This window comes from Paenalcaligenes sp., assembly GCF_030152715.1.
In the GTDB taxonomy this organism is placed as follows: domain Bacteria; phylum Pseudomonadota; class Gammaproteobacteria; order Burkholderiales; family Burkholderiaceae_B; genus Paenalcaligenes; species Paenalcaligenes hermetiae.
Map to the genome: position 1 here is coordinate 68,118 of NZ_JASLIX010000049.1, position 25,731 is coordinate 93,848.

General features: G+C 49.4%; 29 protein-coding genes. 6 read left to right on the forward strand and 23 right to left on the reverse strand.

Translation table 11 applies throughout. From position 1 onward, the window contains the following. Nucleotides 1-8 precede the first annotated feature (8 nt). The 4 genes from proB to rplU all read right to left on the reverse strand — a co-directional run bounded on the left by proB (nt 9) and on the right by rplU (nt 3,119). A complete protein-coding gene (proB, locus tag Q1V74_RS04025; protein WP_300647164.1) occupies nt 9-1,148 on the reverse strand; it encodes a glutamate 5-kinase in 1,140 nt (379 codons plus the stop codon). Between the two features lie 77 nt (nt 1,149-1,225). Then, nucleotides 1,226-2,341 (reverse strand): GTPase ObgE, encoded by a 1,116-nt coding sequence (gene obgE / locus Q1V74_RS04030; protein ID WP_300647165.1) that lies wholly within the window; start codon nt 2,339-2,341, stop codon nt 1,226-1,228. 151 nt (nt 2,342-2,492) lie between these two features. Next, the gene (gene rpmA, locus Q1V74_RS04035; RefSeq protein WP_260650018.1) at nt 2,493-2,753 is read right to left on the reverse strand and encodes a 50S ribosomal protein L27; all 261 of its coding nucleotides are present in this window, start codon (nt 2,751-2,753) and stop codon (nt 2,493-2,495) included. Nucleotides 2,754-2,807: 54 nt separating this feature from the next. Then, nucleotides 2,808-3,119, reverse strand: coding sequence for a 50S ribosomal protein L21 (rplU, locus tag Q1V74_RS04040; protein WP_260650019.1), 312 nt, complete (start codon nt 3,117-3,119; stop codon nt 2,808-2,810). A 339-nt stretch (nt 3,120-3,458) separates the two neighbouring features. Here rplU and Q1V74_RS04045 point away from each other — a divergent pair, with 339 nt between their 5' ends. Together Q1V74_RS04045 and Q1V74_RS04050 are read left to right on the forward strand one after the other, a co-directional pair. Continuing rightward, on the forward strand, nt 3,459-3,662 hold the full coding sequence (locus Q1V74_RS04045) for a CsbD family protein (protein WP_300647166.1): 204 nt from the start codon (nt 3,459-3,461) through the stop codon (nt 3,660-3,662). Between the two features lie 64 nt (nt 3,663-3,726). Next, on the forward strand, nt 3,727-3,885 hold the full coding sequence (locus Q1V74_RS04050) for a DUF1328 family protein (RefSeq protein WP_260650021.1): 159 nt from the start codon (nt 3,727-3,729) through the stop codon (nt 3,883-3,885). Nucleotides 3,886-3,965: 80 nt separating this feature from the next. Here Q1V74_RS04050 and Q1V74_RS04055 read toward each other — a convergent pair whose 3' ends face one another. The 13 genes from Q1V74_RS04055 to Q1V74_RS04115 form a co-directional block, all read right to left on the reverse strand. Further along, nucleotides 3,966-4,751, reverse strand: coding sequence for an ABC transporter ATP-binding protein (locus Q1V74_RS04055; RefSeq protein WP_260650022.1), 786 nt, complete (start codon nt 4,749-4,751; stop codon nt 3,966-3,968). Continuing rightward, nucleotides 4,751-5,998 carry an ABC transporter substrate-binding protein gene (locus tag Q1V74_RS04060; RefSeq protein WP_300647167.1) on the reverse strand — a complete coding sequence of 416 codons (1,248 nt, stop codon included), beginning with the start codon at nt 5,996-5,998 and terminating at the stop codon, nt 4,751-4,753. Before Q1V74_RS04060 ends, Q1V74_RS04055 begins: the two co-directional genes overlap by 1 nt. A 42-nt stretch (nt 5,999-6,040) precedes the next feature. Further along, a complete protein-coding gene (locus Q1V74_RS04065) occupies nt 6,041-7,114 on the reverse strand; it encodes a branched-chain amino acid ABC transporter permease (protein WP_300647168.1) in 1,074 nt (357 codons plus the stop codon). A gap of 2 nt (nt 7,115-7,116) precedes the next feature. Beyond that, a complete protein-coding gene (locus Q1V74_RS04070; protein ID WP_260650025.1) occupies nt 7,117-7,995 on the reverse strand; it encodes a branched-chain amino acid ABC transporter permease in 879 nt (292 codons plus the stop codon). 2 nt (nt 7,996-7,997) lie between these two features. Continuing rightward, nucleotides 7,998-9,962, reverse strand: coding sequence for an AMP-binding protein (locus tag Q1V74_RS04075; RefSeq protein ID WP_300647169.1), 1,965 nt, complete (start codon nt 9,960-9,962; stop codon nt 7,998-8,000). After that, nucleotides 9,949-10,767 (reverse strand): ABC transporter ATP-binding protein, encoded by an 819-nt coding sequence (locus Q1V74_RS04080; protein WP_260650027.1) that lies wholly within the window; start codon nt 10,765-10,767, stop codon nt 9,949-9,951. The genes Q1V74_RS04075 and Q1V74_RS04080 overlap by 14 nt, the downstream gene beginning before the upstream one ends. 61 nt (nt 10,768-10,828) lie before the next feature. Next, nucleotides 10,829-12,496, reverse strand: a complete 1,668-nt coding sequence (locus Q1V74_RS04085) for an AMP-binding protein (protein WP_300647172.1) — start codon at nt 12,494-12,496, stop codon at nt 10,829-10,831. 194 nt (nt 12,497-12,690) lie between these two features. Continuing rightward, nucleotides 12,691-13,743 carry an enoyl-CoA hydratase/isomerase family protein gene (locus Q1V74_RS04090; protein WP_300647173.1) on the reverse strand — a complete coding sequence of 351 codons (1,053 nt, stop codon included), beginning with the start codon at nt 13,741-13,743 and terminating at the stop codon, nt 12,691-12,693. A 106-nt stretch (nt 13,744-13,849) separates the two neighbouring features. After that, entirely contained in the window at nt 13,850-15,076 is a 1,227-nt protein-coding gene (gene argJ / locus Q1V74_RS04095) for a bifunctional glutamate N-acetyltransferase/amino-acid acetyltransferase ArgJ (RefSeq protein ID WP_300647174.1), read from the reverse strand. A 64-nt stretch (nt 15,077-15,140) separates the two neighbouring features. Further along, a complete protein-coding gene (locus Q1V74_RS04100; RefSeq protein ID WP_300647175.1) occupies nt 15,141-15,662 on the reverse strand; it encodes a MarR family transcriptional regulator in 522 nt (173 codons plus the stop codon). Nucleotides 15,663-15,769: 107 nt separating this feature from the next. Continuing rightward, nucleotides 15,770-17,053, reverse strand: coding sequence for a glutamate-1-semialdehyde 2,1-aminomutase (gene hemL / locus Q1V74_RS04105; protein ID WP_300647176.1), 1,284 nt, complete (start codon nt 17,051-17,053; stop codon nt 15,770-15,772). Nucleotides 17,054-17,068: 15 nt separating this feature from the next. Further along, nucleotides 17,069-17,728, reverse strand: a complete 660-nt coding sequence (gene thiE / locus Q1V74_RS04110) for a thiamine phosphate synthase (RefSeq protein WP_300647177.1) — start codon at nt 17,726-17,728, stop codon at nt 17,069-17,071. A gap of 1 nt (nt 17,729) precedes the next feature. Further along, nucleotides 17,730-18,533: a hydroxymethylpyrimidine/phosphomethylpyrimidine kinase gene (locus Q1V74_RS04115; RefSeq protein WP_260650034.1), complete on the reverse strand. Its 804-nt coding sequence runs from the start codon at nt 18,531-18,533 to the stop codon at nt 17,730-17,732. A 148-nt stretch (nt 18,534-18,681) separates the two neighbouring features. Between Q1V74_RS04115 and Q1V74_RS04120 the strand changes: the two genes are divergently transcribed. Genes Q1V74_RS04120 through Q1V74_RS04135 form a run of 4 tightly spaced genes read left to right on the forward strand, consistent with a single transcriptional unit; the run spans nt 18,682 to nt 20,619 of the window. Next, on the forward strand, nt 18,682-18,846 hold the full coding sequence (locus Q1V74_RS04120) for a rubredoxin (protein ID WP_077733889.1): 165 nt from the start codon (nt 18,682-18,684) through the stop codon (nt 18,844-18,846). Between the two features lie 57 nt (nt 18,847-18,903). Continuing rightward, complete coding sequence (locus Q1V74_RS04125; RefSeq protein ID WP_260650035.1) at nt 18,904-19,494, forward strand: YqgE/AlgH family protein; 591 nt, start codon at nt 18,904-18,906, stop codon at nt 19,492-19,494. After that, on the forward strand, nt 19,487-19,888 hold the full coding sequence (gene ruvX, locus Q1V74_RS04130; RefSeq protein WP_300647178.1) for a Holliday junction resolvase RuvX: 402 nt from the start codon (nt 19,487-19,489) through the stop codon (nt 19,886-19,888). The genes Q1V74_RS04125 and ruvX overlap by 8 nt, the downstream gene beginning before the upstream one ends. Then, nucleotides 19,885-20,619 (forward strand): lysophospholipid acyltransferase family protein, encoded by a 735-nt coding sequence (locus tag Q1V74_RS04135; RefSeq protein ID WP_300647179.1) that lies wholly within the window; start codon nt 19,885-19,887, stop codon nt 20,617-20,619. The genes ruvX and Q1V74_RS04135 overlap by 4 nt, the downstream gene beginning before the upstream one ends. A 7-nt stretch (nt 20,620-20,626) precedes the next feature. On the opposite strand, the gene Q1V74_RS04140 is transcribed toward Q1V74_RS04135, so the two are convergent. From Q1V74_RS04140 to Q1V74_RS04165, 6 genes are all read right to left on the reverse strand, one after another. Beyond that, nucleotides 20,627-21,454, reverse strand: a complete 828-nt coding sequence (locus tag Q1V74_RS04140; RefSeq protein ID WP_300647181.1) for a symmetrical bis(5'-nucleosyl)-tetraphosphatase — start codon at nt 21,452-21,454, stop codon at nt 20,627-20,629. Further along, nucleotides 21,451-22,614 carry an LPS export ABC transporter permease LptG gene (lptG, locus tag Q1V74_RS04145; RefSeq protein WP_300647182.1) on the reverse strand — a complete coding sequence of 388 codons (1,164 nt, stop codon included), beginning with the start codon at nt 22,612-22,614 and terminating at the stop codon, nt 21,451-21,453. Before lptG ends, Q1V74_RS04140 begins: the two co-directional genes overlap by 4 nt. Nucleotides 22,615-22,626: 12 nt before the next feature. Then, nucleotides 22,627-23,346, reverse strand: a complete 720-nt coding sequence (mtgA, locus tag Q1V74_RS04150; RefSeq protein ID WP_260650040.1) for a monofunctional biosynthetic peptidoglycan transglycosylase — start codon at nt 23,344-23,346, stop codon at nt 22,627-22,629. Next, complete coding sequence (gene aroE / locus Q1V74_RS04155) at nt 23,343-24,173, reverse strand: shikimate dehydrogenase (protein ID WP_300647183.1); 831 nt, start codon at nt 24,171-24,173, stop codon at nt 23,343-23,345. Before aroE ends, mtgA begins: the two co-directional genes overlap by 4 nt. Next, on the reverse strand, nt 24,170-25,024 hold the full coding sequence (locus Q1V74_RS04160; RefSeq protein ID WP_300647184.1) for an energy transducer TonB: 855 nt from the start codon (nt 25,022-25,024) through the stop codon (nt 24,170-24,172). Before Q1V74_RS04160 ends, aroE begins: the two co-directional genes overlap by 4 nt. Beyond that, the coding region (locus Q1V74_RS04165) for an RNB domain-containing ribonuclease (RefSeq protein WP_300647185.1) at nt 25,021-25,731 on the reverse strand (711 nt) is incomplete at its 5' end. The genes Q1V74_RS04160 and Q1V74_RS04165, both read right to left, overlap by 4 nt.

Sequence of the window (25,731 nt, forward strand, 5' to 3'; positions counted from 1 at the left end):
GTTTGCGTTTATAAGGGGTAGTTAACCACCATATTATCCCGATGGATGAGCTCAGGATCAGACATTGAGCCTAGAATATCAGCAATACGGTGGGAAGGCTCCCCCATAATGCGCCGGGTATCGGCGCTGGAATAGTTGATTAACCCACGGCCGTGTTCTTTGCCGTCTGCATCGATGCAAGCGACGACGTCCCCACGGTTAAAATCTCCTAGGACCTCAGTAACACCAATAGCCAGTAGGCTTTTATGCCCATCGGTAAGGGCTTTGACGGCACCGGCATCTAAGCGAACTTTTCCGCGTACACGTAAATGGCTAGAGAGCCAACGTTGGCGGGCGGATTGTATTGGCAGCTCAGCTCGTAATTCGGTACCAATGCACTCACCGGCAGCCAGACGCACTAAGACATTTGGTTCATGGCCTGAGGCGATCACGGTATGGCCACCGCTATTGGCAGCGCGCTTTGCGGCTAAGATTTTGGTAATCATGCCACCCGTACCCACATTTGAGCCGGCTCCGCCAGCCATTTGCTCAAGTTCCGGGTCGCCGGCTTGTGCATGAGAAATAAAACGTGCTAGAGGGTTATTGCGCGGGTCGGCGCTATAAAGGCCTGCTTGATCGGTGAGGATAATCAGTGATTCCGCTTCGATCAGATTAGTGACCAAAGCGCCTAGCGTATCATTATCGCCCAAACGGATTTCATCGGTAATCACCGTGTCGTTTTCATTAACAATTGGCACCACGCCCAAGTTTAATAGCGTGTAGAGTGTACTGCGCGCATTAAGATAGCGTGTACGATCAGCGAGGTCTTCGTGTGTGAGTAGAATCTGTGCGGTACGAATGCCGTGTTCGGCAAAAGCGACCTCGTAGGCTTGCACCAAGCCCATTTGCCCAACGGCCGCTGCCGCCTGTAGTTCGTGCATCGCTGTAGGTCGGCGTGGCCAGCCTAGTCTAACAATGCCTTCGGCAATGGCGCCGCTAGAAACCAGAACCACTTGTTTGCCTTGGCGATGAAGCTGGGCGATTTGGGCGGACCAGTGCGCTACAGCAGCACGATCAATGCCTTTGCCTTGGTTGGTGACTAAAGAAGAGCCTACTTTAACGACGAGCCGATGCGAGTCGGCGACTACAGATTGTGCGGTGTCGGACATAGAAGAACCATAAAAAGAAAGCAAAGTCGCCTTATTTTACTCGAAATAAGGCGTTGCTTTGCTTGTTGAGCTGGCAATTATTGATCAAGATCGATGTTTTGACGGTTAGGTTTAAACCGAGGATCATCGGGCTCAAAGTCCGGTGCAGCCTCATCGATGGCTTGTTGCTCTTGGGCTTTTTGCTGATCCAACCAGCTTTGAATCTGTAAAACCAGAGGCTGTGTGCCCTGACCCGTTAGGGCGGAGATCCCAAAGACAGGACCTGTCCACCCTAAGCGAGCAACAAGTGCTTTTTTGAAGGCGTCGGGGTCCTCGACCATATCGAGCTTATTTAAAACAAGCCAGCGTGGTTTTTGATAGAGGTCTGGGCTGTATAAGCGCAGTTCTTCAATAATTGCGGCAATATCTGCGCAGGCTTTTTCGATGGGATCAATTTCGGGATCTAAATGACTGACATCGACGATGTGAAGCAGCAAACGGGTACGAGAAAGGTGGCGCAAAAATAAATGCCCAAGTCCTGCGCCTTCGGAGGCACCAGAAATCAACCCGGGTAAATCCGCCACCACAAAGCTATGGGCGGCAGAGCTGCGCACCACACCTAAATTGGGGTGTAGGGTAGTAAAAGGGTAGTCGGCAATACGCGGGCGCGCGTTAGAGACCTGACTGATAAAGGTGGATTTGCCGGCATTAGGCAAGCCGAGCAGACCCACATCCGCTAGAACCTTGAGCTCTAAGCGTAAACGACGCTGCTCGCCTTCCTCGCCGTAGGTAAATTGGCGTGGGGCACGGTTAGTACTGCTTTTAAAATGCAGATTACCGAGCCCGCCTTGCCCCCCTTTGGCTAGGGTGACCGTTTGCCCATGATGGTCTAGGTCAAAAAGTAGTTCGCCGGTGTCGGCATCATAAATGGTGGTGCCGACGGGAAAGCGCAAGGTAATATCAGCACCTGCGGCTCCATATTGATCTGAGCCGCGCCCATGCTCGCCATTTTTGCCTTTGTGTAGGCGCGCATAGCGATAGTCAACTAAGGTGTTAATGTTACGGTCGGCTACGGCAAAGATGGAGCCGCCGCGCCCACCGTCACCGCCGTCAGGGCCGCCTTTAGGGATAAATTTTTCACGTCTAAAGCTGGCAGAGCCGTTTCCGCCCTTGCCGCCCTGGACTTCAATGGTGGCTTCATCTACAAATTTCATAATTATTCCAATATACCGGTAGCGTATTTCCGTTTTGCCCCGTCTTGCCGATGCGCAATATGGCTTAATAACAAAAAACTGCACCAATTGCAGCGGACACAGGTTCCGACTACAAGGGTGCAGTTTTGGTGTTCAGTGTTTGAACGAGGGCTTATTCAGCAGCGATAACGGAGACCGTGCGCTTGTTCATAGCGCCTTGGATGCTGAATTTTACGTGACCATCTACCAAGGAATACAAGGTGTGGTCTTTGCCCATGCCTACGTTAGTACCGGGGTGGAATTGGGTACCACGTTGACGAACAATGATGGAGCCAGCTTGGATAGCTTGGCCACCGTAAACTTTGACGCCTAGTCGTTTAGCCTGTGAGTCGCGTCCATTTCGCGTAGAGCCGCCGCCTTTTTTCTGTGCCATGGTAATGCACTCCTATGGGTTGTATCCGTGATCGTGATCGATGTGGTTAAGGGGTTAGGCGTTAACCGCGTCGATACGAATTTCGGTGTAGTTTTGACGATGACCTTGGGTGCGACGATAGCCCTTGCGACGGCGCATTTTAAACACTTTGATCTTGTCGTGACGGCCTTGTGCAAGAACAGTAGCAGTTACCTTGGCACCATCAACAAAGGGTGCACCCAATTTAAGTGCATCGCCTTCGCCTACGGATAAAACCTGGTCTAGCGTGATTTCCTGCCCAATGTCTGCCGGTATCTGTTCTACTTTCAATTTCTGGCCGACGCAAACACGGTACTGTTTACCGCCGGTTTTTATCACCGCGTACATAGGGTATTCCTATTAAAAATTTAACTAATAATTGAGTCTTTTTTAGCCTAAATTTTGGCTAATTAATGATTATAAATAGCAAAGCCATTGAAATGCAAGCCTTTTTTCTGATTTTGCGACCCAATCACAACAGTTGCTGATCTGCTTCAAATGCAACCTTTTGTATGCGAAAACTCCCATTACCAGTGTGTAGCAAGGCAAGTCGTGAGCACTTTTCTTACATTTGAAATGCCTCGCGACTTCCGTGCCGCGCAAATCGGCGTAGGGTAGTAGTCATGCGGCCATATTTGGTTGTGACCGAATGAGCGCCGTTTTATTACTATGTAAAGGAATTTTGTTATGAACAAAGACACCCTAGAAGGCAAATGGACTCAGCTCAAAGGTAAAGCTCGCGAAACATGGGGCAAAATTACTGATGACGAGTTTGAACAGGCCAAAGGCGATGCCCAGCAGTTAGCCGGTTTGGTGCAAGAGCGTTATGGCAAAACGAAAGAAGAAGCAGAAAAAGAAGTGAAAAACTTTTACGATAACAACCCTTACTAATTAGTAGGGGGGAGTCCTCCAGTGCAACCTGAGTGCTGGAGGTAAAAATAAATAGGGGGATATTATGCTGAACTATGCATTATTGTTTTTTATTGTAGCGATTGTAGCCGCCGTATTTGGATTTGGTGGCATTGCGGCTGGCGCTGCCTCCATTGCGAAAGTGCTATTTTTTGTCTTTTTAGTATTAGCTGTATTAAGTTTGATCCGCGGTATGATGCGGTAGCGATAAGAGTGAGTTAACGTGGTGGACTTTGAGCCCAAAAGCGAATACGTGGTTCGCTTTTGGGTTTTTTGTTGCGTGGATTAAGCCAGCCAGCGTTTACGGCGTCGATAATGCTTAACATTATGGTAGTCCACCCGATCGGCTCCCCCAAGATAGAATTCCTGCACATCTGGGTTTTCCTTGAGGACTTTGGCTTCACCGCTCATGACCACATTACCATTTTCAATCAGGTAGGCATGGTCGACAAATTCGAGTGCAGCCGCGGCGTTTTGTTCCACGAGCAAAACACTCATGTTATTTTCTTGATTGATCTTACGAATAATCCCAAAAATCTCTTGTACCAAGCGGGGCGACAATCCTAGACTAGGTTCGTCGAGCATAATGAGCTTGGGCTCGGTCATGAGCGCGCGCCCAATGGCAAGCATCTGTTGCTCGCCACCCGATAAGTAGCCCGCCTTGGTTTTTTGAAATTGGGTTAAACGAGGAAAATAATCATAGACCATATCGCGCAGTTGGTTTAAGCGCGCCCGCGAGCCGCCATTACGATAGGCGGCAAGTAAATTATCGTCTGGGGTCAAATGCCCAAAAATACGACGGCCCTCCATGACGTGTACTAGTCCCATGCCAACGCGTTTGGGTGCACCGTAGGGGAGAATATTTTCCCCTAGAAACTCAATGCTACCGCGAGTGACCTCGCCTCGCTCAGGGGCAAGAAGCCCACTGATGGATTTGAGCGTTGTGCTTTTACCCGCACCGTTGGAGCCAAGTAGGGCGACCATGCCGCCCTCATTGACTTGTAATGAGACACCGCGAATGGCTAAGAACACTTTGTCATAGACCACCTCCACGTTGCTCAGTTTAAGCATTAGCGACCCTCCTTAAAGGCGGCGGCATCTTGACGAATGGACTCCCAGACAATGTCTTGATAGGGGTTAGACCACTCATTTAAAGGTGCCCATTTTTCACCATCCCAATGGGATACGCGTCCAAAGCCACCCCCTTGGTGATCTTTTTCACTAAAGGATAGCGGGGGCAGTAAACCATTGGCGTCATAGTCTTTGATCATCTCAAAGCCTTTGCGTAGCTTTTCTCCATCTAAAGGAGCACCAAATTCTTTCATGGCTAAGCGAGCAGCTTCTACCGAGACCGCCATGGTAGCAACACCGATGTTGTAGTAAGAGCGGCCAACGTTTTCTTTAGGGCCGGATCCTTTACCTGGCTCGATGACTTTTGCCATGATTTCTTGAATCAAAGCAGAGTTTGTACCGTTGTCTGTGCCTTCAAATTTACGTATGCCTTTGGCGGTGTCTTTGCCAACGGATTCCATATCCGCTTCGGCGAGCCAAACTACCGAGTGAATTTTTTCAGGGGCAATGCCATTACGAATGGCTTCGCGTACAGAAACGGCTTGGCCGCCACCGGCACCCCAAATAATGACTTGATCAGGACGGAAGCGGCGCACCTCAGACCATGTGGAGGATTGCTCGTTACCTGGGCTGGCGTAAGGGAAGGTGCGCAAGGTAAACCCAAGCTTATCCGAGAGTTTTTCTAAGACGGGAATGGGCTCGCGTCCGAAAGGGGAGTCAATATAAACATGAGCAACTTTTTTGCCTTTTAAGCCGCCTTCGTGTTGCTCCATGTAATCAATCAGCGTAGCAGCTTGGGACCAATAGGTGGACATCACAGGAAAAACATAAGGGAAGGTCTCTCCATCACTGGCATCACCCCGCCCATGAAAAGCTGTAATCATCACCACCTTGTCATCAAGTACGCGGTTGACCATGGCGCGCGCAACGGGGGTACTGAGAAAGTCAAACCAAATAGCGCCATCACGTAGGGCACGGTTATAGGCTTCGATACCGCGTTGGGGCTGGTTACCGGTATCCGAGGTCATATACTCAATTTTATGCCCATCGATACCACCACTTTCATTGACCATGGTGACGTAGTCTTTTTGTCCTTGGGCGTACTCATTGGTTAAAAAAGTATAGACTGCGGTGTAGTCTAAGGGGGCCGCAAATTTAATGGGGTCTTTGGCATGCGCCACACCAAAAGAAAGCATGCCAGCGACTAAAGCGGCGCCCACGGTTAGTTTTTTCATCTGTTGTCTCATCGTTATCCTCCTAGAGGTATCGTTTTTACTTCGTTATAGGAATTACAGCTTTGAGTGGCGGAAAGGCCAAACCAGTAAATAATTACGGAAGTTATCGTAGATTTTGCCTAAGCCAAGGGGTTCAAAAAGCAAGAAGCCAATGATTAGTGCCCCGTAAATCATGAGTGGGATATGTGCTAAAAGGTTAGTGGATACATCTAACCAGCCCATCCCTGAGAGCAGAATCACACCGTTGGTCAGTAAGATGGGGACAAGCAATACAAAGCCGGCGCCTAAGTATGCCCCTAGTACACTGCCTAAGCCTCCCACAAGTACCATGGCGACTAACTGTACAGAGATATTAAAATTAAATTGCTCGGGGGTGACCGCTTGGTAATAGCAGAAGGCCAAGATAGCACCAGTGACACCACCTAAAAAGGAGCTGGTAAAAAAGGCGACCAGTTTATAACGTACAACGTTGACACCAATGACAGCGGCGGCATAGTCTTTATCACGGACTGCGACCAGAGCTCGGCCGATACTGGTGCGTTTGATATTGAGAATCAATAGCGTGACAAAAACTACCCAGAGCAGCGCTAAGTAATAGCGCGCCATATCGGTTTTTAAGGAGATAAAGAAAAAGGTGCTGGCAGGAGTTTGCAGCGTGGCTTGTGCGCCGCCGCTAATGGCGGGCACGTTGATAATGGTCCAGTCGACCAGATATTGCATTGCTAAAGTCGCCATCACCAAATATAACCCCTTGACGCGTAGCGCGGCTGCTCCAAAAACACTACCAATCAGTGCCGAGGCCAAGCCGGCACCAAGCAGGGCGAACTCTAAAGGTACTCCAGCCCGAGTCAGGTGAATACTCGTATAAGCCCCTATCGCCATTACGGAGGCAAAACCAAAGTGCAACTGACCAGCAATTCCCATTAACAGCGTCAGGGAAAGGGCGGCCGCACTGAGAATCAGCCAAGGCATGATGTAGCTAGTAAGATAAAAATTACTAAATACAAAAGGGGCGGCTAGGCCGAGTAGGAGTAAAAACCAAACCTGGCGTCGATCTGCGGGTATAGGCCAAAGACGACGAGCGGTTTCATAGCGAGTATGGTGAATGCCAGATAAACGATAAAACATAATTACACCCTTTCAATGTCTTCGCGACCTAAAATCCCATAGGGACGGAACATGATGGTGAGCAAAATAATGACAGAGGTCACCACATCGCGTGTGCCACCCCCTGCGATTTCGTCCAGGTAGCCAGGGATAACACTGCCTAAAATGCCAACGATTAGGCCGCCAATCAGCACCCCAAGCACACTGTCTAACCCCCCAAGGATGACGACGGCAATCGCAGGGAAAAGTAGTTCGGATAAGGTCCAGTCCACGCCTTGTACAGAGCCCCAGACCACCCCAGCAGCCAAGGCTGAAATTCCTGCAATACCCCAAGACACACCAATGGCACGCTCTACCGAAATACCTACGGACCAGCTGGAAATATGGTCATCGGATACCGCACGCAGTTTTGTACCGGTGCGAGTACGGAAAAACAGTGCAGATGCCCCGATCAGTAACAAGGCAATTACACCACCCACAAGATAGATTCGGTTGATAAACACATCGCCGATGATAATTGGAGCAAGCGAAACCCCAATGCTGATTTGTTTGGGCGCAGCACCTAAGATACCTGGACCAAAGCCGCGCAAGAAAATCTCGAGCCCTAGCGTTAACATCACGATCATGATGATGGGCTGCCCCACCATTTTGCGCAGTAAAAAGCGCTCGGCGAGCATGCCAAAAATGAACATGATGATCGCCCCGATCAGAATGGCAAGCAACATGGGCACGCCGTAGGAGCTTAAAACCCAAACAATGTAGGCGGCGGACATCACCATAGCGCCTTGGGCAAGGTTGGGTACCCCGGCGGATTTATAAATCAACACCACCCCTAGCGCTACGAGGCTGTACATCAAGCCAGTTAGCGCACCGTTAATCAAAAGTTCGAGGAAATACGCCATGGTTAATTCCTTTTGCTAGTCACGTCTTGAATCTGGAGGGTGCGTTTTAGTACACCAGTTTCCCCAGTCTCGTAGACAATAGGAGCTTCAAATTCAATGGATTCGTGGCCGTTATAGATAGCATCGATAATGGCTTTGTAGTTTTGGTCAATCACATTGCGACGCAGTTTACGTGTGCGCGTGACCTCGCCATCGTTAGCATCGAACTCTTTGTGCAAGTTCACAAAGCGACGGATTTGTAATGGCTCTGGGAGCATGTGATTGGTTTTGAGGATTTGTTCACGAATCAAGTCATAGACTTTGGGCTGCTGAGAAAGCTCGGCATAGGAAGAATAGGGCACCCCGTTTTCTGTAGCCCAATGCCCCACCGCCTGAAAATCAATACAAATAATGACCGTGAGATAATCACGATCCTTACCCAGAATGCAGGCGTCTTTAATGTAGTGACTAAACTGTAAGCGGTTTTCAATATAGGTGGGAATAAAGCGCTCTTTTTGGGCGGTGTACACTACTTCAGAGACACGCCCTAACACCACCAGCTGACCGTCCTCTTCGAGATAGCCCGCGTCACCGGTGTGCATCCAGCCATCGCGTAAGGTTTCAGCCGTGTCTTCGGGCTTTTCATAATAGCCGTCAAAAACGTTATCTCCCCGCATAAGGATTTCGCCATCATCATTGATTTTGATTTCTACTCCGGGGAAAGGACGTCCTACAGTATGCAGTTTGACCTCATCAGCGGATTGCGCCGCGGCCAAAGCACAGTTTTCGGTTTGTCCATAGAATTGGCGCAAGTTTAAGCCTAGCGCTCGGAAAAATAAGAACACATCTTCTCCGATGGCTTCTCCTGCGGTATAGGGCTTGGTAACGCGCGATAAGCCCAGATGGTCTTTGACCGGTCCATAAATAAGCTGCTCGCCGACCCAGTACCACAGCTTTTGCCCAAACGAAGGTTGTTTGCCATTCAGTCGTTTGCGCTCGAGCTCAAGGGCAAAATTCATAAAGTGGTGATACATGCGCTGCTTAAAGGGGGGGGATTCGTCAATGCCGACTTGGATACGAGTCAGCATGTTCGACCAAGCTCGTGGTGAACAAAAGTACAAGGTGGGGGCAATTTCGCGCAAATCGTGCTGAGAGGTTTCTTGGCGTTCGGGGATATTTACCACAAAGCGTAAGGCTAAAGCCGCCCCAATGGAGAAAATAAAATCCCCCACCCAAGCTATGGGGAGATACGCCATGTGTACTTCCCCCTCGGAAAAGTAGCCTGCATTCGCCGCATTCCGTGCGCCATATAAGATATGGCCGTGTTTAAGAGGGATTCCTTTGGGGACGCCGGTTGTCCCTGACGAGTGCAAGAGCGCCGCCGTATCATGAATCGAAGGGCGATTAATTAGGTCGTTAAATAACGCGGGTTCGGCGTTAAGGCGCGCTTGGCCGTTGGCAACCACCTCTTTAAACGCGATGGTCAGGGGGTGGTTCTGCTGCTCCAGCCCGCGGGGGTCATCATAAATAATACGGCGAATGCCGCTTTGATCCCCTTGGATTTTGACTACATGTAGCAGTTTATCCACTTGTTCCTGGTCTTCGGCCACCGCAAATGCAATGCGCTCGCGTTCGATTTGACCAGAGAGCTCTTCGGGGGTGGTGTCAGGGTAGGCTGGCGAAGGGATGGCACGCAAGGCAATAATGCCTAACATGGCGAAATATAACGCGGGTCGGTTATCGCCCAAAATCAATACGATGTCATTTTCTTTGACACCAAGCTGTTCTAAACCCGCCGCAAAACCGATGACATGGTCAAGGTAGTCTTGCCACGTATATTCTTGCCAAATACCGTGGTCGCGTTCGCGCATGGCGACTTGCTGAGGAAAATTTTTGGCATTTTCAGCCAGTAGCGTCAGTAAATGGTCTGTGTCCTCCCAGTGTGGGTGGAGCTGGCGCGATAATTCACGGGCATCAAGCTGCTGCATTATCAACCCTCCCAATGTAGGCAGCGACAACTGTGGGGTCGCTAATGGCTTCAAGCGGTTGGCCTTCTTTGATTTTTTCGCCGTTATTCAGCACGACGAGTCGATCACAAATGGCAGTAACTACATCCATATGGTGCTCAATGAGCAAAATAGTGAGACCCAGTGCTTCTTTAGCATCCAAAATAAAGCGAACCATGTATTCTTTTTCTTCTTGGTTCATGCCCGCCATGGGTTCATCAAGGATCAAGAACTGAGGCTCAGCGACCAAAGCACGGGCGAGCTCGACCCGTTTTTGGGTGCCTAGTGGCACTACGTCAACCATTTCATCGCGCACATCCTCTAATTGCAGCAAGTCGATAATTTCTTCGACTTTATAGCGGTTGCTGACCTCTTCTTTTTGTGCAGACCACCAATAGAGCATGGCGCGTAATACACTGGGTTTCATAAAGTTATGGCGCCCTAGCAAAATATTGTCTAAGACACTCATCCCTTTAAACAGAGCGACGTTCTGGAAAGTTCGTGCAATGCCTTGTTGTGCAATTTCATGCGGGCGCATTTTTTGGATAGGGCGCCCCATATAGAGAATCTCACCTTCTTGGGGTGGGAAAAAGCCAGTAATGGCATTTACCGTAGTGGTTTTTCCTGAACCATTTGGCCCCACTAATCCTAAGGTTTCTCCTTTGCGTATTTCCATCGTCACGTGCTTGACGGCGTGTAACCCGCCAAACCACCGACTGATGTTATGACACGCTAACACCACCTCGTTGTTAGGTGCTGTTGACGTTAACGTTGACGTTAAGCTCATGATGTCTTCCTCACAGTGCGACCTTTGGTAGCGTCGCCCAATCTAGGTATAAGTTTTCGGACTAGAGACCGAGTTTTTGAATGGCGTCTGCTTCTAACAGATCTTTAAGTGATTGATTTGGTCCTGCGCTGGGGAATTGGTCATAACACAACACATAACGAGGGATTTTGTAATGGGCGATTTGACCATGGCAGTACTGACGAAGGCCATCGGCGTCTAGCGTATGACCCTCGTGTAGGCGAATGGCTGCGCAGAGCTCTTGGCCCATGCGCGGATCGGGTACGCCAAAGAGGATAAGTTCGGCAATTGCAGGGTGCTGCCGCACAAAAGCGTGGACCTCGGCTAAATAAATGTTTTCCCCGCCGCGGATAATCATGTCTTTGATATTGCCCACGATTTGGCAGTAGCCGTCTTCGTCAAAACGCGCTAAATCACCGGTATATAACCAGCCTTCGCGAATGACTTGTTGGGTAAGATCGGGACGTTGCCAGTAGCCTTGCATGACGTGGTAGCCTTTAACACAAAGCTGACCTACAGTGCCAAGGGGAACGATTTGATTATTCTCATCGAGGATTTTGGCCTCGATATGGGGTTGAACCTGACCCACGGTGCTGACCCGTCGATCAAGCGGGTCATGAACAGAGCTCATAAAAGAAACAGGAGAAGATTCCGTCATGCCATAAGCAATGACAACCTGAGGCATATGGAGCTCTGTAGTGACGCGCTGCATTACCTCAATGGGGCAGGGCGCACCGGCCATAATCCCTGTACGTAGGGAGCTAACATCGCTTTGGGCCAGCATGGGATGATCAAGTAGGCTGACAAACATAGCCGGAACCCCGTATAAGGCTGTGCATCGTTCGGTGTGAATCGTATGCAATACCTTTTCAGGATCAAAGGCTTGATCGGGATAAATCATCGTCGCCCCATGGGCGATGGCAGCCATATTACCCATGACCATACCAAAACAGTGAAATAGCGGTACAGGGATACAAATTCGATCAGCGGGAGTGAGCTGAAGCTGCTGGCCAATAAAGTAGCCGTTATTGAGAATGTTGTGGTGGCTAAGCGTGACCGGTGCGGCTTCGGTACCAAGCGCACTACTAAATTGAATATTGCAGGGCTGATGGCAATGCAATGTGCGCTGAACGGTGTTTACTTGCTCGGCAGAAACGCGCTGCGCAAGCTGTTTGACCGTGCGTAAATCCCACATACCAGTCGGGGCATCATCATCGATTTGGATCACATGCCGCAATGACGGGATGGCTTGGGCTTGTAGTTGACCCGCCTGGGCTTGGGCAAGCTCTGGCAGCAGCGTTTGCACCATATGGGTGTAGTCACTGCTTTTGAATTTTGCTTGAAATAATAAGGCCTTGGCTTCCACGGCATTTAGCTGTTGTGCTAGTTCGCTGCTGCGGGCAGAGGGGTTAATATTGACCAGAATAATCCCCGTTTTGGCGCAAGCGAGCTGGGTGATAAGCCACGTGCTGCTGTTTTGTGCCCAAATGGCGAGCCGGTCGCCAGTGGTTAGCCCCAAAGCAAGCAGCCCCGCAGCCAAGGTTTGAGTGGCTTGGTGTAGTTGTTGCCAATTGAGACGCAGGCCTTCAGCAGAACTGATGAGCGCATCATGGTTCGCCTGCTTTTGTACGATTTGATCAAAATAATCACCAATGGTTTGGTTGGTGAGTGCAACTTGGGTACTGCCGTGTACATAGCTACTGCGACTCATGCGCCTCCTCCTGCTACAAATACTACGGGTAGTGAATTACTGTTTAATTATGGTGTATTACAGTAACCCCCCAATGGATGTTGCTACATTGGGGATGAGATCTTTTAATTAGAATATCAATATATTGTGGGTTTGGGTATGGGCTTTTATAAGGGGATAATACTGATCGGGTTATAGCCTGTTGACATTTTTTTTTATTTGAAATCAGTAAAAAAAGACTGAATTTTCTCGGGGGTGACCGCCTCTAGCGTTGCGGGATTCCACACAGGTTTTTTATCTTTATCAATGCTCAGGGCACGAACGCCTTCCATAATGTCGCCTCGCTCAAACCAAATACTATCCATATAGAGTTCCATATCGAAACAGTCTTTTAGTGTCATGTGCTTGCCTCGTTGCTGTAATGCTAGAGCCATACACATAGCAATAGGCGAGCGGCTGGTGATGGTGGCTAAGGTTTGTTGTGCCCAGTTTTGGTACTCAGGACGGGATTCATTTTGTAGCGAAGCAACGATATCGGTGACGGTGTTGTGCTGGAAGTGTTGTTCAATAGCCGCCCAATAGGGGTTAAGTTCAGAATCAGGTTGTGTGGAGGGCTGCTGCAGTAGCAGACGTTGAATGGTTTCAAAAGCGTCTGCCTCCCAGTGGATTTGTTCTAGTTCGTGTTGCAGATGGGCCAGATGGGAAAGGGGTAAGCAGTAGTCCGCTAAACCCACGGTGAGCGCGTCGGTGGCATTGAGTGTATTACCCGTAATGCCCATATATGCCCCAGCTTGATGCGGTAAGCGTGATAAAAAATAACTGGCACCTACATCAGGGAAATAGCCGATGGCAACTTCGGGCATACCTAAGCGTGTTTGCTCACTGATTACCCTAAAGTCAGCGCCTTGGAGTAACCCCATTCCGCCGCCTAAAACGAGCTGGTGAGCAATAACTATTACGGGCTTTTTATACGTGTGCAAAGTGTAATCCAGCGCGTATTCTTCTTGAAAAAAAGTGACGTTTAAGGCCGGATCTTTAAGGTGGTTGTGATACATATCACGAATATCTCCGCCTGCACAAAACGCTTTTTCGCCGTTACCGCGTATACATATGGCATAAATATCTGGGTCGTGTTGCCAAGCGTCGAGCTGCTGTTGCATGGCTCGAATCATCTCGATATTAAGTGCATTAAAGGCTTGGGGGCGATTTAAAGTCAGGTAGCCAATATGATTATGAGTATGAGTGAGAATAAGATCGGTAGCCGTCACAGTGTTGTCTCCAGGTAAATAAAACACCTATCCCAATGGGGTGGATGGCACCGTGAGTGATATGCACTACTGCCCTGTTGTTACAGGGCAGGAAAAGCAGTGAGGATTAGGAGCGATAATCAGCGTTAATGCTTACGTAATCGTGAGAAAAGTCACACGTGTAAACGGTTTCACTGTGCTCGCCGCGGGCTAAGTCCACACGCACGAGAATCTCGCTTTGTTCCATAACACGTTTGCCATCGGCTTCAAGGTAATCGGGATTGCGCCCCCCGTCAATGGCAACCAGTACATCCCCTAGCCATAAGCGGAGCTGGCTGACATCCAGATCCGTGACACCGGCATAACCAATTGCTGCCAAAATCCGACCTAGGTTGGGGTCAGAGGCATAAAATGCGGTTTTAACTAAGGGAGAGTGAGCAATTGCGTAAGCGATTTTTCGTGCTTCTTCAGAGGTGGCGGCCTTTTCTACGGTAATGGTGATGAATTTAGTGGCGCCCTCGCCGTCGCGCACAATTTTCTGTGCTAAATCGATGGCGGCTTCCTTGAGAGCCTGAAAAACCTGAGCATAGTGCGGGTTGGCTACGCTATCAATATGGATGCCACTTTGACCCGTAGCGGCAATCACAAAAGAGTCATTCGTAGAGGTATCACCGTCGATGGTGATGCGATTAAAGGATTTGTTCGCAATAGCGCGTGTCATTTCTTGGAGTAGGTCAGGCGCAATGCCTACGTCTGTGGCCAAAAACCCTAGCATAGTGGCCATATTCGGGCGAATCATACCCGCCCCTTTACTAATACCTGTAATGGTAATGGTCTGGTCTTCGAGCTGGAGCTGTGTGGAATGGATTTTGGGTTGGGTATCCGTGGTCATAATGCTGTAAGCAGCATTAAACCAATTGTTATCCTGTAGGTCGGCAACCGCGGCGGGTAGGGCACCAAGTAGTTTTTCCATGGGTAAGGGCTCTAAGATCACGCCAGTGGAAAAGGGCAGTACCTGAGAGGGGCGTAGTTGTAAAAGCTCGGCTACGGTTTCGCAGGTTTTACGCGCATCGACTAAACCGGGCTCGCCCGTGCCGGCATTAGCATTACCCGTATTGATGACTAAGGCTTGAGGGTCTTTGTCAGAGGCCAAATGGGCTTCGCAAAGCTGAACGGGTGCGGCTTTAAAGCGATTGGTGGTGAATACGCCAGCAATGGCTGTATTCGGGGCAAACTGAAAAATCGTGATGTCTTTGTTGCCAGCCTTGCGGATACCAGCGGAGGCAATACCAATTTTTACCCCTTTGACCGCATGGATTTCTGATTGGGGCGGAATAACAAGATTAACAGCCATAACACACCTACAAAAGCGTTGATAATAGAGATGGATCTATATTACCGCGCTTTTAGCTTATTGATTAGGGGTTAGGCGTTGTGAAAAGATGAGAAAGCATTTTGAGCTCGTTTAGGCTGCTTAACATGTTTTGTACGGTTTGGTCAGAAAGTTGTCCAAAGAGATCACATACCCATTCATTGTGAGCAGCATTGATTTCTGCCAGGTGTACGCGCCCCTTTGCGGTGAGCTTAAGCAGGGAGCTACGACGGTCTTGTGGTAGTTTTACGCGCTGTACATAGCCATCTTTGACGAGCTGATCGGTAATGCCGGTGATGTTGCCATTGGTTACCATCATGTGACGCGACAAATCGCTCATCTTGATACCCTTAGGGAATTTTTCTAAGTGTGCCATCAAGTCATAGCGAGGTAGGGTCGTATTGAATTCTTTGCGTAAACGACTACGAATTTCATTTTCAATCAAGCGGTTGCAGCTTTGGAAACGTAGCCAAGTCCGTAAATGGTCGCAAGCGGTAGGATTTAAACGACTTTCAAGGTCAGGAAGCTCGGTAAGAGTGGTTTCGGCTGGAATGTCATTAATCATCATTATTATGCCCCCCAATATGTCATACCATTTTTAAATTGAACATGGTATTGATTCTATGGGGGGCAAAATGATTATGCCTTGCGAATAATCAAGAGAGAATCAAAGAGTTAGTCTTTAATCTGCTTGAAAACTTTAGCGGCGGCATCGAGCGTGGCTTGAATCACCTCGTCGGTATGAGCGCCGGAGGTAAACGAGGCCTCAAAGGCCGATGGTGCCCAATACACGCCCTCATCGAGCATGGCGTGAAAGAATTGGTTAAATTTTGTGGTGTTGCTGGCAGAGACTTCGGCAAAAGAGGTAGGTATGGTTTCGCTGAAATACAAGCCAAGCATGCCGCCGACGGAATCAGTACAAAAAGTGATGCCTTCGGCTTTGGCTGCGGCTTCTAGGCCTTGTGCTAATTTTTGGGTTTGTGCAGCAAGCTGTTGATAAAACGCCTCGTTATCTAGCAGTTTTAAGGTAGCGAGACCAGCAGCTACCGCCACGGGGTTACCGGATAGCGTACCGGCTTGATAAACGCCGCCCAACGGGGCAATGGTATCCATAATATCGGCTCGGCCACCAAAAGCACCGACAGGCATACCGCCGCCAATCACTTTAGCGAGGGTGGTCATATCCGGTTTAATGCCGGTTAGGCCTTGTACACCTTGTGGCCCTGCCCTAAAGCCGGTCATGACTTCGTCAAAAATTAAAACGGACTGGTGTTCGGTACAGAGCTCGCGCAGGGTTTCTAAAAAACCGGCGACGGGTTTGATTAAATTCATATTACCGGCTACCGGCTCAACAATAACGCAAGCAATATCTGAGCCATGCTCTGCAAATGCGGCTTTAACGGCTTCGATGTTGTTGTAGTCTAGAACTAGGGTATGACGAATAAAATCTTCGGGTACGCCTGCCGAGGTGGGATTGCCAAACGTTAGCAAGCCCGAGCCGGCTTTTACCAACAAGCTGTCCGCGTGACCGTGGTAGCAGCCTTCAAATTTAATGATTTTGTTGCGACCGGTATAACCGCGTGCTAAACGAATTGCACTCATGGTGGCTTCGGTGCCAGAGCTAACCAAACGAACTTTTTCAATAGAGGGCAAGCGCTGACAGATTAGCTCGGCCAGTTCCACTTCGCCTGCTGTGGGCGCACCAAAGGACAAGCCATCGGCAGCCGCTGTTTGTACGGCTTTTACCACGTCAGGATGGGCATGACCCAAAATGGCTGGCCCCCAAGAGCCAACATAGTCAATGTATTGTTTGCCTTCGGCATCCCACACATAAGCACCTTGGGCGCGGGCAATGAAGCGTGGTGTACCACCCACGGAGCCAAAAGCGCGCACGGGCGAGTTCACTCCGCCTGGAATATGCTGGCAAGCGCGATCAAAAAGTTCTTTATTGGTAGACATAAAAAATCCTGTTAATTACATTTGAAAAAGGCGGCTAAAGGCACGGGCTTCGGTGTAGATGTCTTCGGCTTCAAATAGACTGCTGATAACTGCAATACTATCTACACCGGCCTCGATTAAAGGCGCGGCATTGGTTGAGGTAATCCCACCAATTGCCACCACCGCAGCACGTTCATTTTGAGCAAAGCGCTCGCAAAGCGCTCGCCCATGTTGCAAAATAGTGAGCGTGGCACGTGGGGCGTTAGGTTTAACCTGTGAGGGGTACACCGCACCAAATGCCACATAGTCGACACCAATTTGCAGGGCTTGTTCGGCAAGGTCAAGACGGTCATAGCAGGAGCTACCCAGCCATTGCTGGGGAGCGAGCCCGGCTCGGGCATGACGCAGCTCACCGTCCTCGCGGCCTAAATGGGCCCCGGCCACACCGAGCTCGCGAGCGCTTTGCCAGTCGTCATTGATAATGAGCGGTAGCCCCAGTTGTTGACAAAGCGTTTGTACCGCTTGACGTTGTTGGTGGTGTAAGGCCGTTGGAGCGAGCTTACGACGCCATTGCAGCACTTGCATGCCCCCATCATAAGCAGCACGAATCGCGTCCAGTAGGCGCGCAGTATCCTCCCATTCGGGGGTGATACCGTATAAGCCACGTGGAAAGCGTAAGGGTAAAGAGGCTGTCATTCTAGTTCCGGTTCAGACCTTGGTTTATAATGCGAGCGCCCATTCCTGCTTGAAAAGCATGGGGAATGGCATCATGTATATGGTGGATTGCTGCAGCACAGGCCTCGGCCATTGGTAGTCCTTTGGCCAAAAAAGCGCAGATGTTGGTGCTTAATAATCCTTCGGTGTCTTGCAGCCGTGCTGATGGCACAGGGCTTTGCCATTGCTGTTGTAAGCCATCTTGATTATAAAGCTGGTGCAAAACTGTAACGGACTCAGGCTGGGGCAGTGAGCAAAATACCCATTCGGTACCACAGTCCAATAAGCTATTGATCGGGTTGTTTTGCTCGGGCAGCAGCCCGTCTGCCTGCCATTGCATAAGAAGGGTCTGGTCAGCCACGACCAAATCAGCTTGTGGGACAACGAGCTGACAGATGGCGTCGGTAATCTCATCTACATCGGCATCATTGCTTAAAATACTGTCGTCAGGGATGGATTGTAGGTGGAGCACCAAGGGCAAATCCGGGTAGTCCGCTGCGATTTGCGCTAACACGCTGGCGGTATCAATGCTATAAATAGGACCGGCTTTGATACTATGTACCGACATATCCTCAAGTAAGCACCGCATTTGATCATACAGAATATCCGGTGCTGTAAGGGTGATTTGTTCCGTGTGAGTCGTATCTTGAACATGTGATGCGGTGACGATACTCAAAGCGTGACAACCGACAGCGGCGCAGCTGATGGCATCGGCAGGCAGATACATAGCCCCCGTTGGGTCTAATGGTGCAAAAATCAATACGGTGGGCGGAGGGGTTGCAGTCATAGCAGCCATGAAAATGAAAAAATGCGAAACGATTAGCGTGAATCAAAAATAAACAGGTACTATCTTTTGTTTATTTTCAGTATTATCAGTTCATTTTAATAGATTGCCTCTTGTTTCGGGCAATCCCTGTTTTTTAGTGAGTTTTATTATGAGTACATGGATGTGTTTGATCTGTGGATGGATCTATGATGAGGAAGCTGGTTTACCCGAAGAGGGCATCGCTCCAGGCACCAAATGGGAAGACGTCCCCCCTAACTGGGTGTGCCCTGAGTGTGGTGCGCGTAAAGAAGACTTTGAAATGATTGAAGTCTAACGCATCCATGTCTTTAACGCCTTATTCCCTTGGTTGTTTTGATTCCAGGAGATTGTGATGCCAACCACAACAACATCGTCCCACCTACAGCGCGTGGATTTTTCGCGGCAGTTGCTGGTCGCCATGCCCGGCATGGTGGGAGGAAGCTTAGCGGATACGGTCATCTATATCTGTGAGCATAACGAAGAGGGCGCTTTAGGGATTGTGATCAATCGACCGACGGATTTAACCTTGGGCGACCTACTTCAGCGCATTGATTTAGACTTATCACTAGAGATTGGGGTGCGTCAAGACACACCGGTGTTCTTTGGGGGGCCGGTACAGACCGATCGTGGTTTTGTGCTGCATCAGCCTGTAGGGGATTACAGCTCGAGTATTCGTATGGGGGATGTGGCGTTAACGACCTCGCGTGATGTATTGCAAGAGGTGGCAGCTGGTGGTGGTCCTGATCAGCTGCTGGTTACTCTGGGTTATGCAGGCTGGGGCGAGGGGCAGCTTGAAGAGGAAATGGCCCAAGGGGCTTGGCTCCATGTGGAGGCCAATGTGGATATTTTGTTTACTATCCCCGCTTCGGAGCGTTACCAAGCCGCGTTAGCGCAGCTTGGTATTGATCCTATTATGTTGACAGGAACTGCAGGTCATGCCTGAGGCCGCAACATTACTCGGCTTTGATTATGGCCTTAAAAAAATCGGTGTGGCCATAGGCAATACCCTAACCGCACAGGCGCGTCCGTTGACAATTTTACGTCCCGTGACAAAGCAAGAGCGTTTCGCTCAAATCGAGCAGTTATTAGAGGAGTGGCAACCTGATGCGGTTGTCGTCGGGCTGCCATTAACTTTAGATGGGCAGGAGCAGTATAGTTCGCTGCGTTGTCGGCGCTTTGCGCATCAACTGCATGGACGCTATGGTCTAATGGTGCACTTAGTCGATGAACGAGGCTCAAGTCTAGAGGCACAGGCTATTTTAGCGACGCATGCTGACGATGATGCAGTGGCAGCGGCGGTGATATTACAACGGTGGTTGGATCAAAAAGCAGAATGAGCGTGTGGCGATTTGTATGGCGCCTTAGCGCGCTTTTTTTGTGGGTAGGGCTGGGGCTGCTTTTACTTGCTTTAGTTTTTCCTTTTTTGCAGCAAGCAGGGCGTAATCAGCAAGTTCGGTGGTGGTCCCGTGGATTATTGCACTGGTGCGGAGTTCGCGTGGATTATATAGGGCAGGTGGTGACGGCCACACCGGTGTTATTTGTGTCTAATCATGTGTCATGGTTAGACATTTTTATTTTGAATGCTCAGCGTGCAACGGCTTTTGTGGCAAAAAGTGAAATCCGCCGTTGGCCGGTATTGGGTTGGCTAGTAGCGGGGGCTGGCACGGTGTTTATCGAGCGCGGGCAGCGCCAAGCCATTAAGCATGTATCAGAGCAAATGCAGGCGTTGTTTAGACAAAATCAAGCGGTTGGATTGTTTCCTGAGGGCACAACTTCTGATGGTTTGGCAGTGGGCAGTTTTCATGCAAGCTTATTTGAAACCGCATTGAGCACAGGGGTAGATATTCAGCCCTTAGTGTTGCGTTTTTATGATGGTGAACAGCGCAGCCCCCGAGTGGCGTTTGTCGGGGAACAAAGTCTTTTGCAAAATATGTGGTTGCTTTTAAGTCGCCCCGGAGTGCGGGTGGAGTGTGAGTTTTTAGCCGTATTGCCGCATGCGCAGAATCGACAGCAGGGGCGCGTGGAAACAGCACTTCAAGCTCAGACCGCTATCCAAAAAGCGCTTTAGCACTATGCTAGTTTGGGCGTAGGGGACCGTCTTGGTTGGCGACTTGTACAATTTGGCGTGTACGTAAATCCACCGCCGTGAGCTGTCCGCCCCATAAGCATCCGGTATCAATCCCCATCACATCGGCACGCATATATAAGCCTAGTGTCGACCAGTGGCCAAAGATTACAGGTGTTTCGATTTGGCGGTTTTCCATATCAAACCAGGGCGTGAGGCCTAGTTGGGCTTTGGGGGCGCCTTTATATTGATGGTCGATTTCACCTTTGGCTGTAAAATGCCGTAAGCGTGTTAGCGCATTAACGGTGTAGCGTTGTCTTGCGATGGGCTCCAAATCGTTTGCCCACTGGCTGGGCTGATTGCCAAAGAGTTGAGCAATATGGTCCTGCCAATGAGGGCTTTGTAATGTTTGCTCAACTTCATGGGCTAGGTGTAATACTGTCTGCAAGGACCAAGCAGGGTGTAGCCCTGCATGAATGATAAGGTGACCGGCATGGTGCAGCGCTAACGGTTGGTGGCGTAACCAGTGAATCAGCGCATCGGCATCGGGAGCGGTTAGCACCGAAGACAATGTATCCGATCGATTACATTTGCGCTGACCAGCCGCTACACCAAGTAAATGCAGATCATGGTTGCCGAGTACCGTTTGTGCGCGTTTTCCTAGAGCTTGGATTTGACGCAATACTCCGGCAGAGTCAGGACCTCGATTGACCAAATCCCCTACAAAAATAAAGTGAGCGTTGGGGTCTTGCAGTGCAGGTTGTTGGAGTAAGTGACGTAGGCTGTGTGCGCAGCCTTGTATATCGCCGATGACCCAAATAGAAGAAGGGTGTGTCATGCCGCATGCTCCGAAGTGATTTTTTTACGCCAGCGGTGCTTATTTTCAATAATAAACAAAGCCAGTAGCGCCAAACACAAAGCCAATAAGCTGGGTAGTAAAGCCGTAACCCAAGGTTGCCAACGGCTTAGCATGCCAACGTTTAAGGCGAGCTGGTTCATCATAAAAAAGCCGACCCCGATTAAAATGCCAATAAAGATTTTACTGCCCACACCACCACGGCGTGTCTGCATAAAGCTAATGGGCGCGGCAATGGTAATCATGACCAATAGAGAAAAAGGGTAGGCAATTTTGCGCCATAAGGCTACGGTTTGGCGGTCGGATTGCAACTGGTTACTGTCTAAGTAATCAATATAATCCATCAGGTCACTGATCGTCATGCGCTCAGGAGTGAGAATACGAGCGAGTAAGCGCTCTGCACTTAAGCTTGTGTTTAAACGTAGATGGTCAATGCTTTCACGAATGAGTAAGGGTTCAGTACGTACGTATCCTTGCTGTAAGGCATCTAAGACATTTTCAGGAAGCTGTGCATGTTGCACTTGTTGTAGATGCAGTTGACCGTCTTGGAAGTAACCGCTTTCTGCTTGAATATAAGCGCGTAGATGCTGTTGTGAGTTAAATTCAAAAACCGTAATTTCTTGCACCGTGGATTTATCGGCTAAGCGACCGATATTGATGAGACGCATTGTGTCTTGGCTCTCGTTTTCTTTAAACCAGTAGCCACTATGTAAGCGCCCTCCACCCGCACGCCCCAGCAGTTTTAAACTGCTTTCGCTGGCTTGGATTTCCGCGCGTGGGGTGATGTATTCGGATAGGGCTAATGCCCCTAGCATGGCTGGAATCGTAATCACCCACAAAAGTAATAGCAGCTGTAAACCACTAATACCCGCAACACGCAGCACAACAAGCTCATTCCGTTGTGCTAGTCCAGCTAATGCTAATACTGCACCGATGAGCAACCCAATGGGTAAAAGTTCATAGAGTTGACTAGGTAAGCTAAGCGCTTGTAGATACAACAGATTGGTTAGGCTAAACGTAGCACTTAACTTGTCTAAATCCTCGATTAAATTAAAAAAGCTAAATAAACCAATCAGAGCCAGTAAGACAACTGCACTGGAGCGGTAAATTTCGGATGCAATGTAACGGCGAGCGGTGCGCATAAAGTAAATCCATTAAGGTATGCGAACTTGGCGCATACGTTGCATGATGGTGTTAGTGCGGCGTTGTAAATAAGGGGTGTTGCCATTCCTGTCATAAAAAACAGGGTTAGGAAGCATAGCAGCAAGCCGCGCCGCTTGGCTAGCGCTAAGCTGTTTGGCGTGGGTTTTAAAATAGCGCTGCGCTGCCGCCTGGACGCCGAAGTCTACTTGCCCCCACTGGGCCATATTTAAATACAGTTCTAATATACGTTGCTTAGGCATCACGTATTCGATCATATAGCTTAAGATGAGCTCTTGGCCTTTACGTGTATAGCTACGGGACGTAGAAAGAAAAAGGTTTTTAGCCAATTGCTGCGTTAGGGTAGAGCCACCGCGACGTCGATCGGAGCCTTGAGCGGCCTGTTTTTTATTGTACTCCCAGGCCTGACGTATGGCTTCCCATTCTATGCCAGTGTGATCTAAAAAGTTGGCGTCCTCGGAGCTAATTACCGCGCGTTTAATATGTGGGCTGATTTGATCATAATCCACCCACTCAAAACGTAGCTGTACGTTTGGATCGTCTTTGCGTAGCTCGCTTAGGGTCTGACGCATCACCGCACTGGAGCTAGGATTATAAAAATTAAACCAGACGATACGTACTAAGAAGCTTAGTTGATACAACAGTACTAGCGCTATGGATACGATTAAGACAACGGCAAGCCGTTTAGCAGGGCTAGAGGATGAGCGTTTCATGACTCCAATTGTTGGCGTAAAAAGGTCAGTACTGGGGCAGGATCTGGACGTTGTCCATGCCAAATCGCAAAGCTTTCTGCTGCTTGGCCAACGAGCATACCTAAGCCGTCAGCACTGTGGCTGGCGCCTTGTTGTAAGCAGCTTTGCATAAATGGCGTAGGCTGAGCCCCATACACCATATCGTAAGCCAACGCCTGTGAGCTAAAACTAAGGGGTACGTCTAATGGGTGGCGCGCTTGTAGGCTGCTCGAGGTGGCATTGATAACGATATCCCAGATGCCCTGGGTGTTGTCTAAACCGCCGGCCTCTAAAGCTGAAGTCGTATGTGCTAAGGGGCTGATGAGTTGTTGGGCTTTGGCTGCTGTGCGATTAACCACACGTAGTTGCTTGACCCCTGCTTCGATAAGAGGAAGAAGCACGCCGCGCGCTGCACCACCCGCACCAATAAGCAATACACGTTGCTGCTTTGGGTCAAAATCTAAGCGGATTAAGTCTTGTACTAAGCCAATACCATCAGTATTACAACCATGTAGTTGGCCATCTTGCATCCAGAGAGTATTGATTGCACCTGCTTGTTGGGCACGGGGGCTGATTACATCTGCTAAAGCAAAGGCTTTTTCCTTGAAAGGGACCGTGACATTTAAGCCCCGTCCACCTTGAGCAAAAAAACCACGCACATGATCAGAGAAATCATTATCATTTGCTAAGAGACGCTGGTACTGCAGAGCCAATCCACACTGCTTGGCAAAGGCATGATGAATCTCTGGAGAGCGGCTATGCGCAATGGGGTTGCCGATGACGGCACATTGTAGGGGATAAGAAGTCATGGTAATTGCGTACTAAGTTGACCTTGGGTGAAATGCCAGCTCCGTGTGATCGCAAGCACATCAATCTCTGCTTTCATTTCTGGACTAAATGCTTCAAAAGGAGCGGCTAAACGAATAATGCGCTGAGCCGCTACATTAAATAGCGGATTGTGAGCTGGCTGATGAATATCGACCTTGAGTAAATGCCCTTCATTATCTATATATACCGTCATTTGTAAACGGTCAGAGAGCTGTCCCTTGGCTTGTTCCGGATAATGCTCTGTGCCTAAGCGTTCGACTTTAGCGCGCCAAGCCTCGATATACGCCGCATAGGGCGAGGCTTTGGTCGTAGGTGCATCAAAATGAATGCGTGGTTGGGCATTATGGTGTTCGATCTTGGCTTTAAGCACATGAATTTTTTGTGCAAGCTCATTTTGATGAGTGGTTTCCTGAGCGGCGTGAAGGGTTTCAGTCTGACTTTTGGCAGACTCTTGTTGCGCATGTTGCCACTCGGATTCGAGTTGCATCAGCAATTGTAGTTGTTCTTGTTCTGCTTGGCGCAAGCGCTCGCGTAGCGCTTGTAGCACGAGCTCATTGGGGGTGGGTAGGGCTTGCCCACTAAATGGTACGCTGGCGGCATTGGTAGGCTGCCCGCTCCCTCCACCAGCGGACTGCCATTGTGCTAACAGCAGTGCTTCAAGCACAGGCTCATCATTTTTGTAGTTAATGAGAGCCACTTCTGGTTCGTTGGATAAGCGTAAGGAATGGTTGGTGGGCCAGAAAAGATAAAAAAAAGCGCCATGAATGGTGAGCGATAAGGCAATAGCTAACCAAAGGTAATCAAAAGGAGATAAGAGGCGCTTTATCATCATTCGGGCAAAGGAGCCTGATCGGGTTCTGGTAGAGGAAGAATTTCACGAACGCGACAGCTAACGGTAAGCGCTAACTCGTCGGTGGTGAGTAAGTCCAGTATAACTTTTTGCCCACGTGTTACTTCTGTTAGGCTAGGCACACGCGTTATAAAAGGTGCAATATCAAAGCGTACAAGATCCTCTTTGATGACAGTGGCGGGGATTTGTTCAATTTGTTGTTGTTTTAGCCAACGTAATACCCAGTAGCGTTCAAGGCGTTGTTGGAATTCATTCCATGCCGTATATTGCGCATCAAACGCCCCAATAATTGCAAATAAATCGGCTTCTTTAGGTTTAAAAGGCGCAACAAGCCGCGCCGATACCCCATGTTCAGCTGCCGCCATAATTTGCCACTGATTGACTAAATCCACATAGCGGCGTAACGGAGAGGTTGACCAGGCATATTGTGGCACACCAATGCTTTCGTGAGGCAGGGCATGGGTCGACATGCGGGTACGCATGTTTTGTTGTGAGCGATAAATCCCAGGTACATCGTATTGGGCGAGTAAGCCACCCCAAAGATTGTTAGCCAAAATCATCATTTCAGCGGTGATTAAGCCCAAAGGGGCGTTGCGCACACGTGGTATGAGGTGCACGATGCTATCGGGGTTGTCGGGCTCCCCCTCGAGTTCAAATAAAAACTCAACCCGATTATTGTTCTCGGGTTT

Bases quoted from the DNA above. Each gene is read 5' to 3' on its own strand.
- Q1V74_RS04055 (WP_260650022.1), bottom strand. From the start codon at position 4,751: ATGCTTAAACTGAGCAACGTGGAGGTGGTCTATGACAAAGTGTTCTTA.
- thiE (WP_300647177.1), bottom strand. From the start codon at position 17,728: ATGACAGCCTCTTTACCCTTACGCTTTCCACGTGGCTTATACGGTATC.
- Q1V74_RS04080 (WP_260650027.1), bottom strand. From the start codon at position 10,767: ATGAGCTTAACGTCAACGTTAACGTCAACAGCACCTAACAACGAGGTG.
- ruvX (WP_300647178.1), top strand. From the start codon at position 19,487: ATGCCTGAGGCCGCAACATTACTCGGCTTTGATTATGGCCTTAAAAAA.
- Q1V74_RS04070 (WP_260650025.1), bottom strand. From the start codon at position 7,995: ATGGCGTATTTCCTCGAACTTTTGATTAACGGTGCGCTAACTGGCTTG.
- lptG (WP_300647182.1), bottom strand. From the start codon at position 22,614: ATGCGCACCGCTCGCCGTTACATTGCATCCGAAATTTACCGCTCCAGT.
- Q1V74_RS04135 (WP_300647179.1), top strand. From the start codon at position 19,885: ATGAGCGTGTGGCGATTTGTATGGCGCCTTAGCGCGCTTTTTTTGTGG.
- argJ (WP_300647174.1), bottom strand. From the start codon at position 15,076: ATGGCTGTTAATCTTGTTATTCCGCCCCAATCAGAAATCCATGCGGTC.
- rpmA (WP_260650018.1), bottom strand. From the start codon at position 2,753: ATGGCACAGAAAAAAGGCGGCGGCTCTACGCGAAATGGACGCGACTCA.
- Q1V74_RS04160 (WP_300647184.1), bottom strand. From the start codon at position 25,024: ATGATGATAAAGCGCCTCTTATCTCCTTTTGATTACCTTTGGTTAGCT.
- aroE (WP_300647183.1), bottom strand. From the start codon at position 24,173: ATGACTTCTTATCCCCTACAATGTGCCGTCATCGGCAACCCCATTGCG.
- Q1V74_RS04100 (WP_300647175.1), bottom strand. From the start codon at position 15,662: ATGATGATTAATGACATTCCAGCCGAAACCACTCTTACCGAGCTTCCT.
- hemL (WP_300647176.1), bottom strand. From the start codon at position 17,053: ATGTCTACCAATAAAGAACTTTTTGATCGCGCTTGCCAGCATATTCCA.
- Q1V74_RS04085 (WP_300647172.1), bottom strand. From the start codon at position 12,496: ATGAGTCGCAGTAGCTATGTACACGGCAGTACCCAAGTTGCACTCACC.
- Q1V74_RS04120 (WP_077733889.1), top strand. From the start codon at position 18,682: ATGAGTACATGGATGTGTTTGATCTGTGGATGGATCTATGATGAGGAA.
- Q1V74_RS04115 (WP_260650034.1), bottom strand. From the start codon at position 18,533: ATGACTGCAACCCCTCCGCCCACCGTATTGATTTTTGCACCATTAGAC.
- Q1V74_RS04075 (WP_300647169.1), bottom strand. From the start codon at position 9,962: ATGCAGCAGCTTGATGCCCGTGAATTATCGCGCCAGCTCCACCCACAC.
- Q1V74_RS04045 (WP_300647166.1), top strand. From the start codon at position 3,459: ATGAACAAAGACACCCTAGAAGGCAAATGGACTCAGCTCAAAGGTAAA.
- Q1V74_RS04140 (WP_300647181.1), bottom strand. From the start codon at position 21,454: ATGACACACCCTTCTTCTATTTGGGTCATCGGCGATATACAAGGCTGC.
- Q1V74_RS04125 (WP_260650035.1), top strand. From the start codon at position 18,904: ATGCCAACCACAACAACATCGTCCCACCTACAGCGCGTGGATTTTTCG.
- proB (WP_300647164.1), bottom strand. From the start codon at position 1,148: ATGTCCGACACCGCACAATCTGTAGTCGCCGACTCGCATCGGCTCGTC.
- Q1V74_RS04065 (WP_300647168.1), bottom strand. From the start codon at position 7,114: ATGTTTTATCGTTTATCTGGCATTCACCATACTCGCTATGAAACCGCT.
- Q1V74_RS04060 (WP_300647167.1), bottom strand. From the start codon at position 5,998: ATGAGACAACAGATGAAAAAACTAACCGTGGGCGCCGCTTTAGTCGCT.
- mtgA (WP_260650040.1), bottom strand. From the start codon at position 23,346: ATGAAACGCTCATCCTCTAGCCCTGCTAAACGGCTTGCCGTTGTCTTA.
- rplU (WP_260650019.1), bottom strand. From the start codon at position 3,119: ATGTACGCGGTGATAAAAACCGGCGGTAAACAGTACCGTGTTTGCGTC.
- obgE (WP_300647165.1), bottom strand. From the start codon at position 2,341: ATGAAATTTGTAGATGAAGCCACCATTGAAGTCCAGGGCGGCAAGGGC.
- Q1V74_RS04050 (WP_260650021.1), top strand. From the start codon at position 3,727: ATGCTGAACTATGCATTATTGTTTTTTATTGTAGCGATTGTAGCCGCC.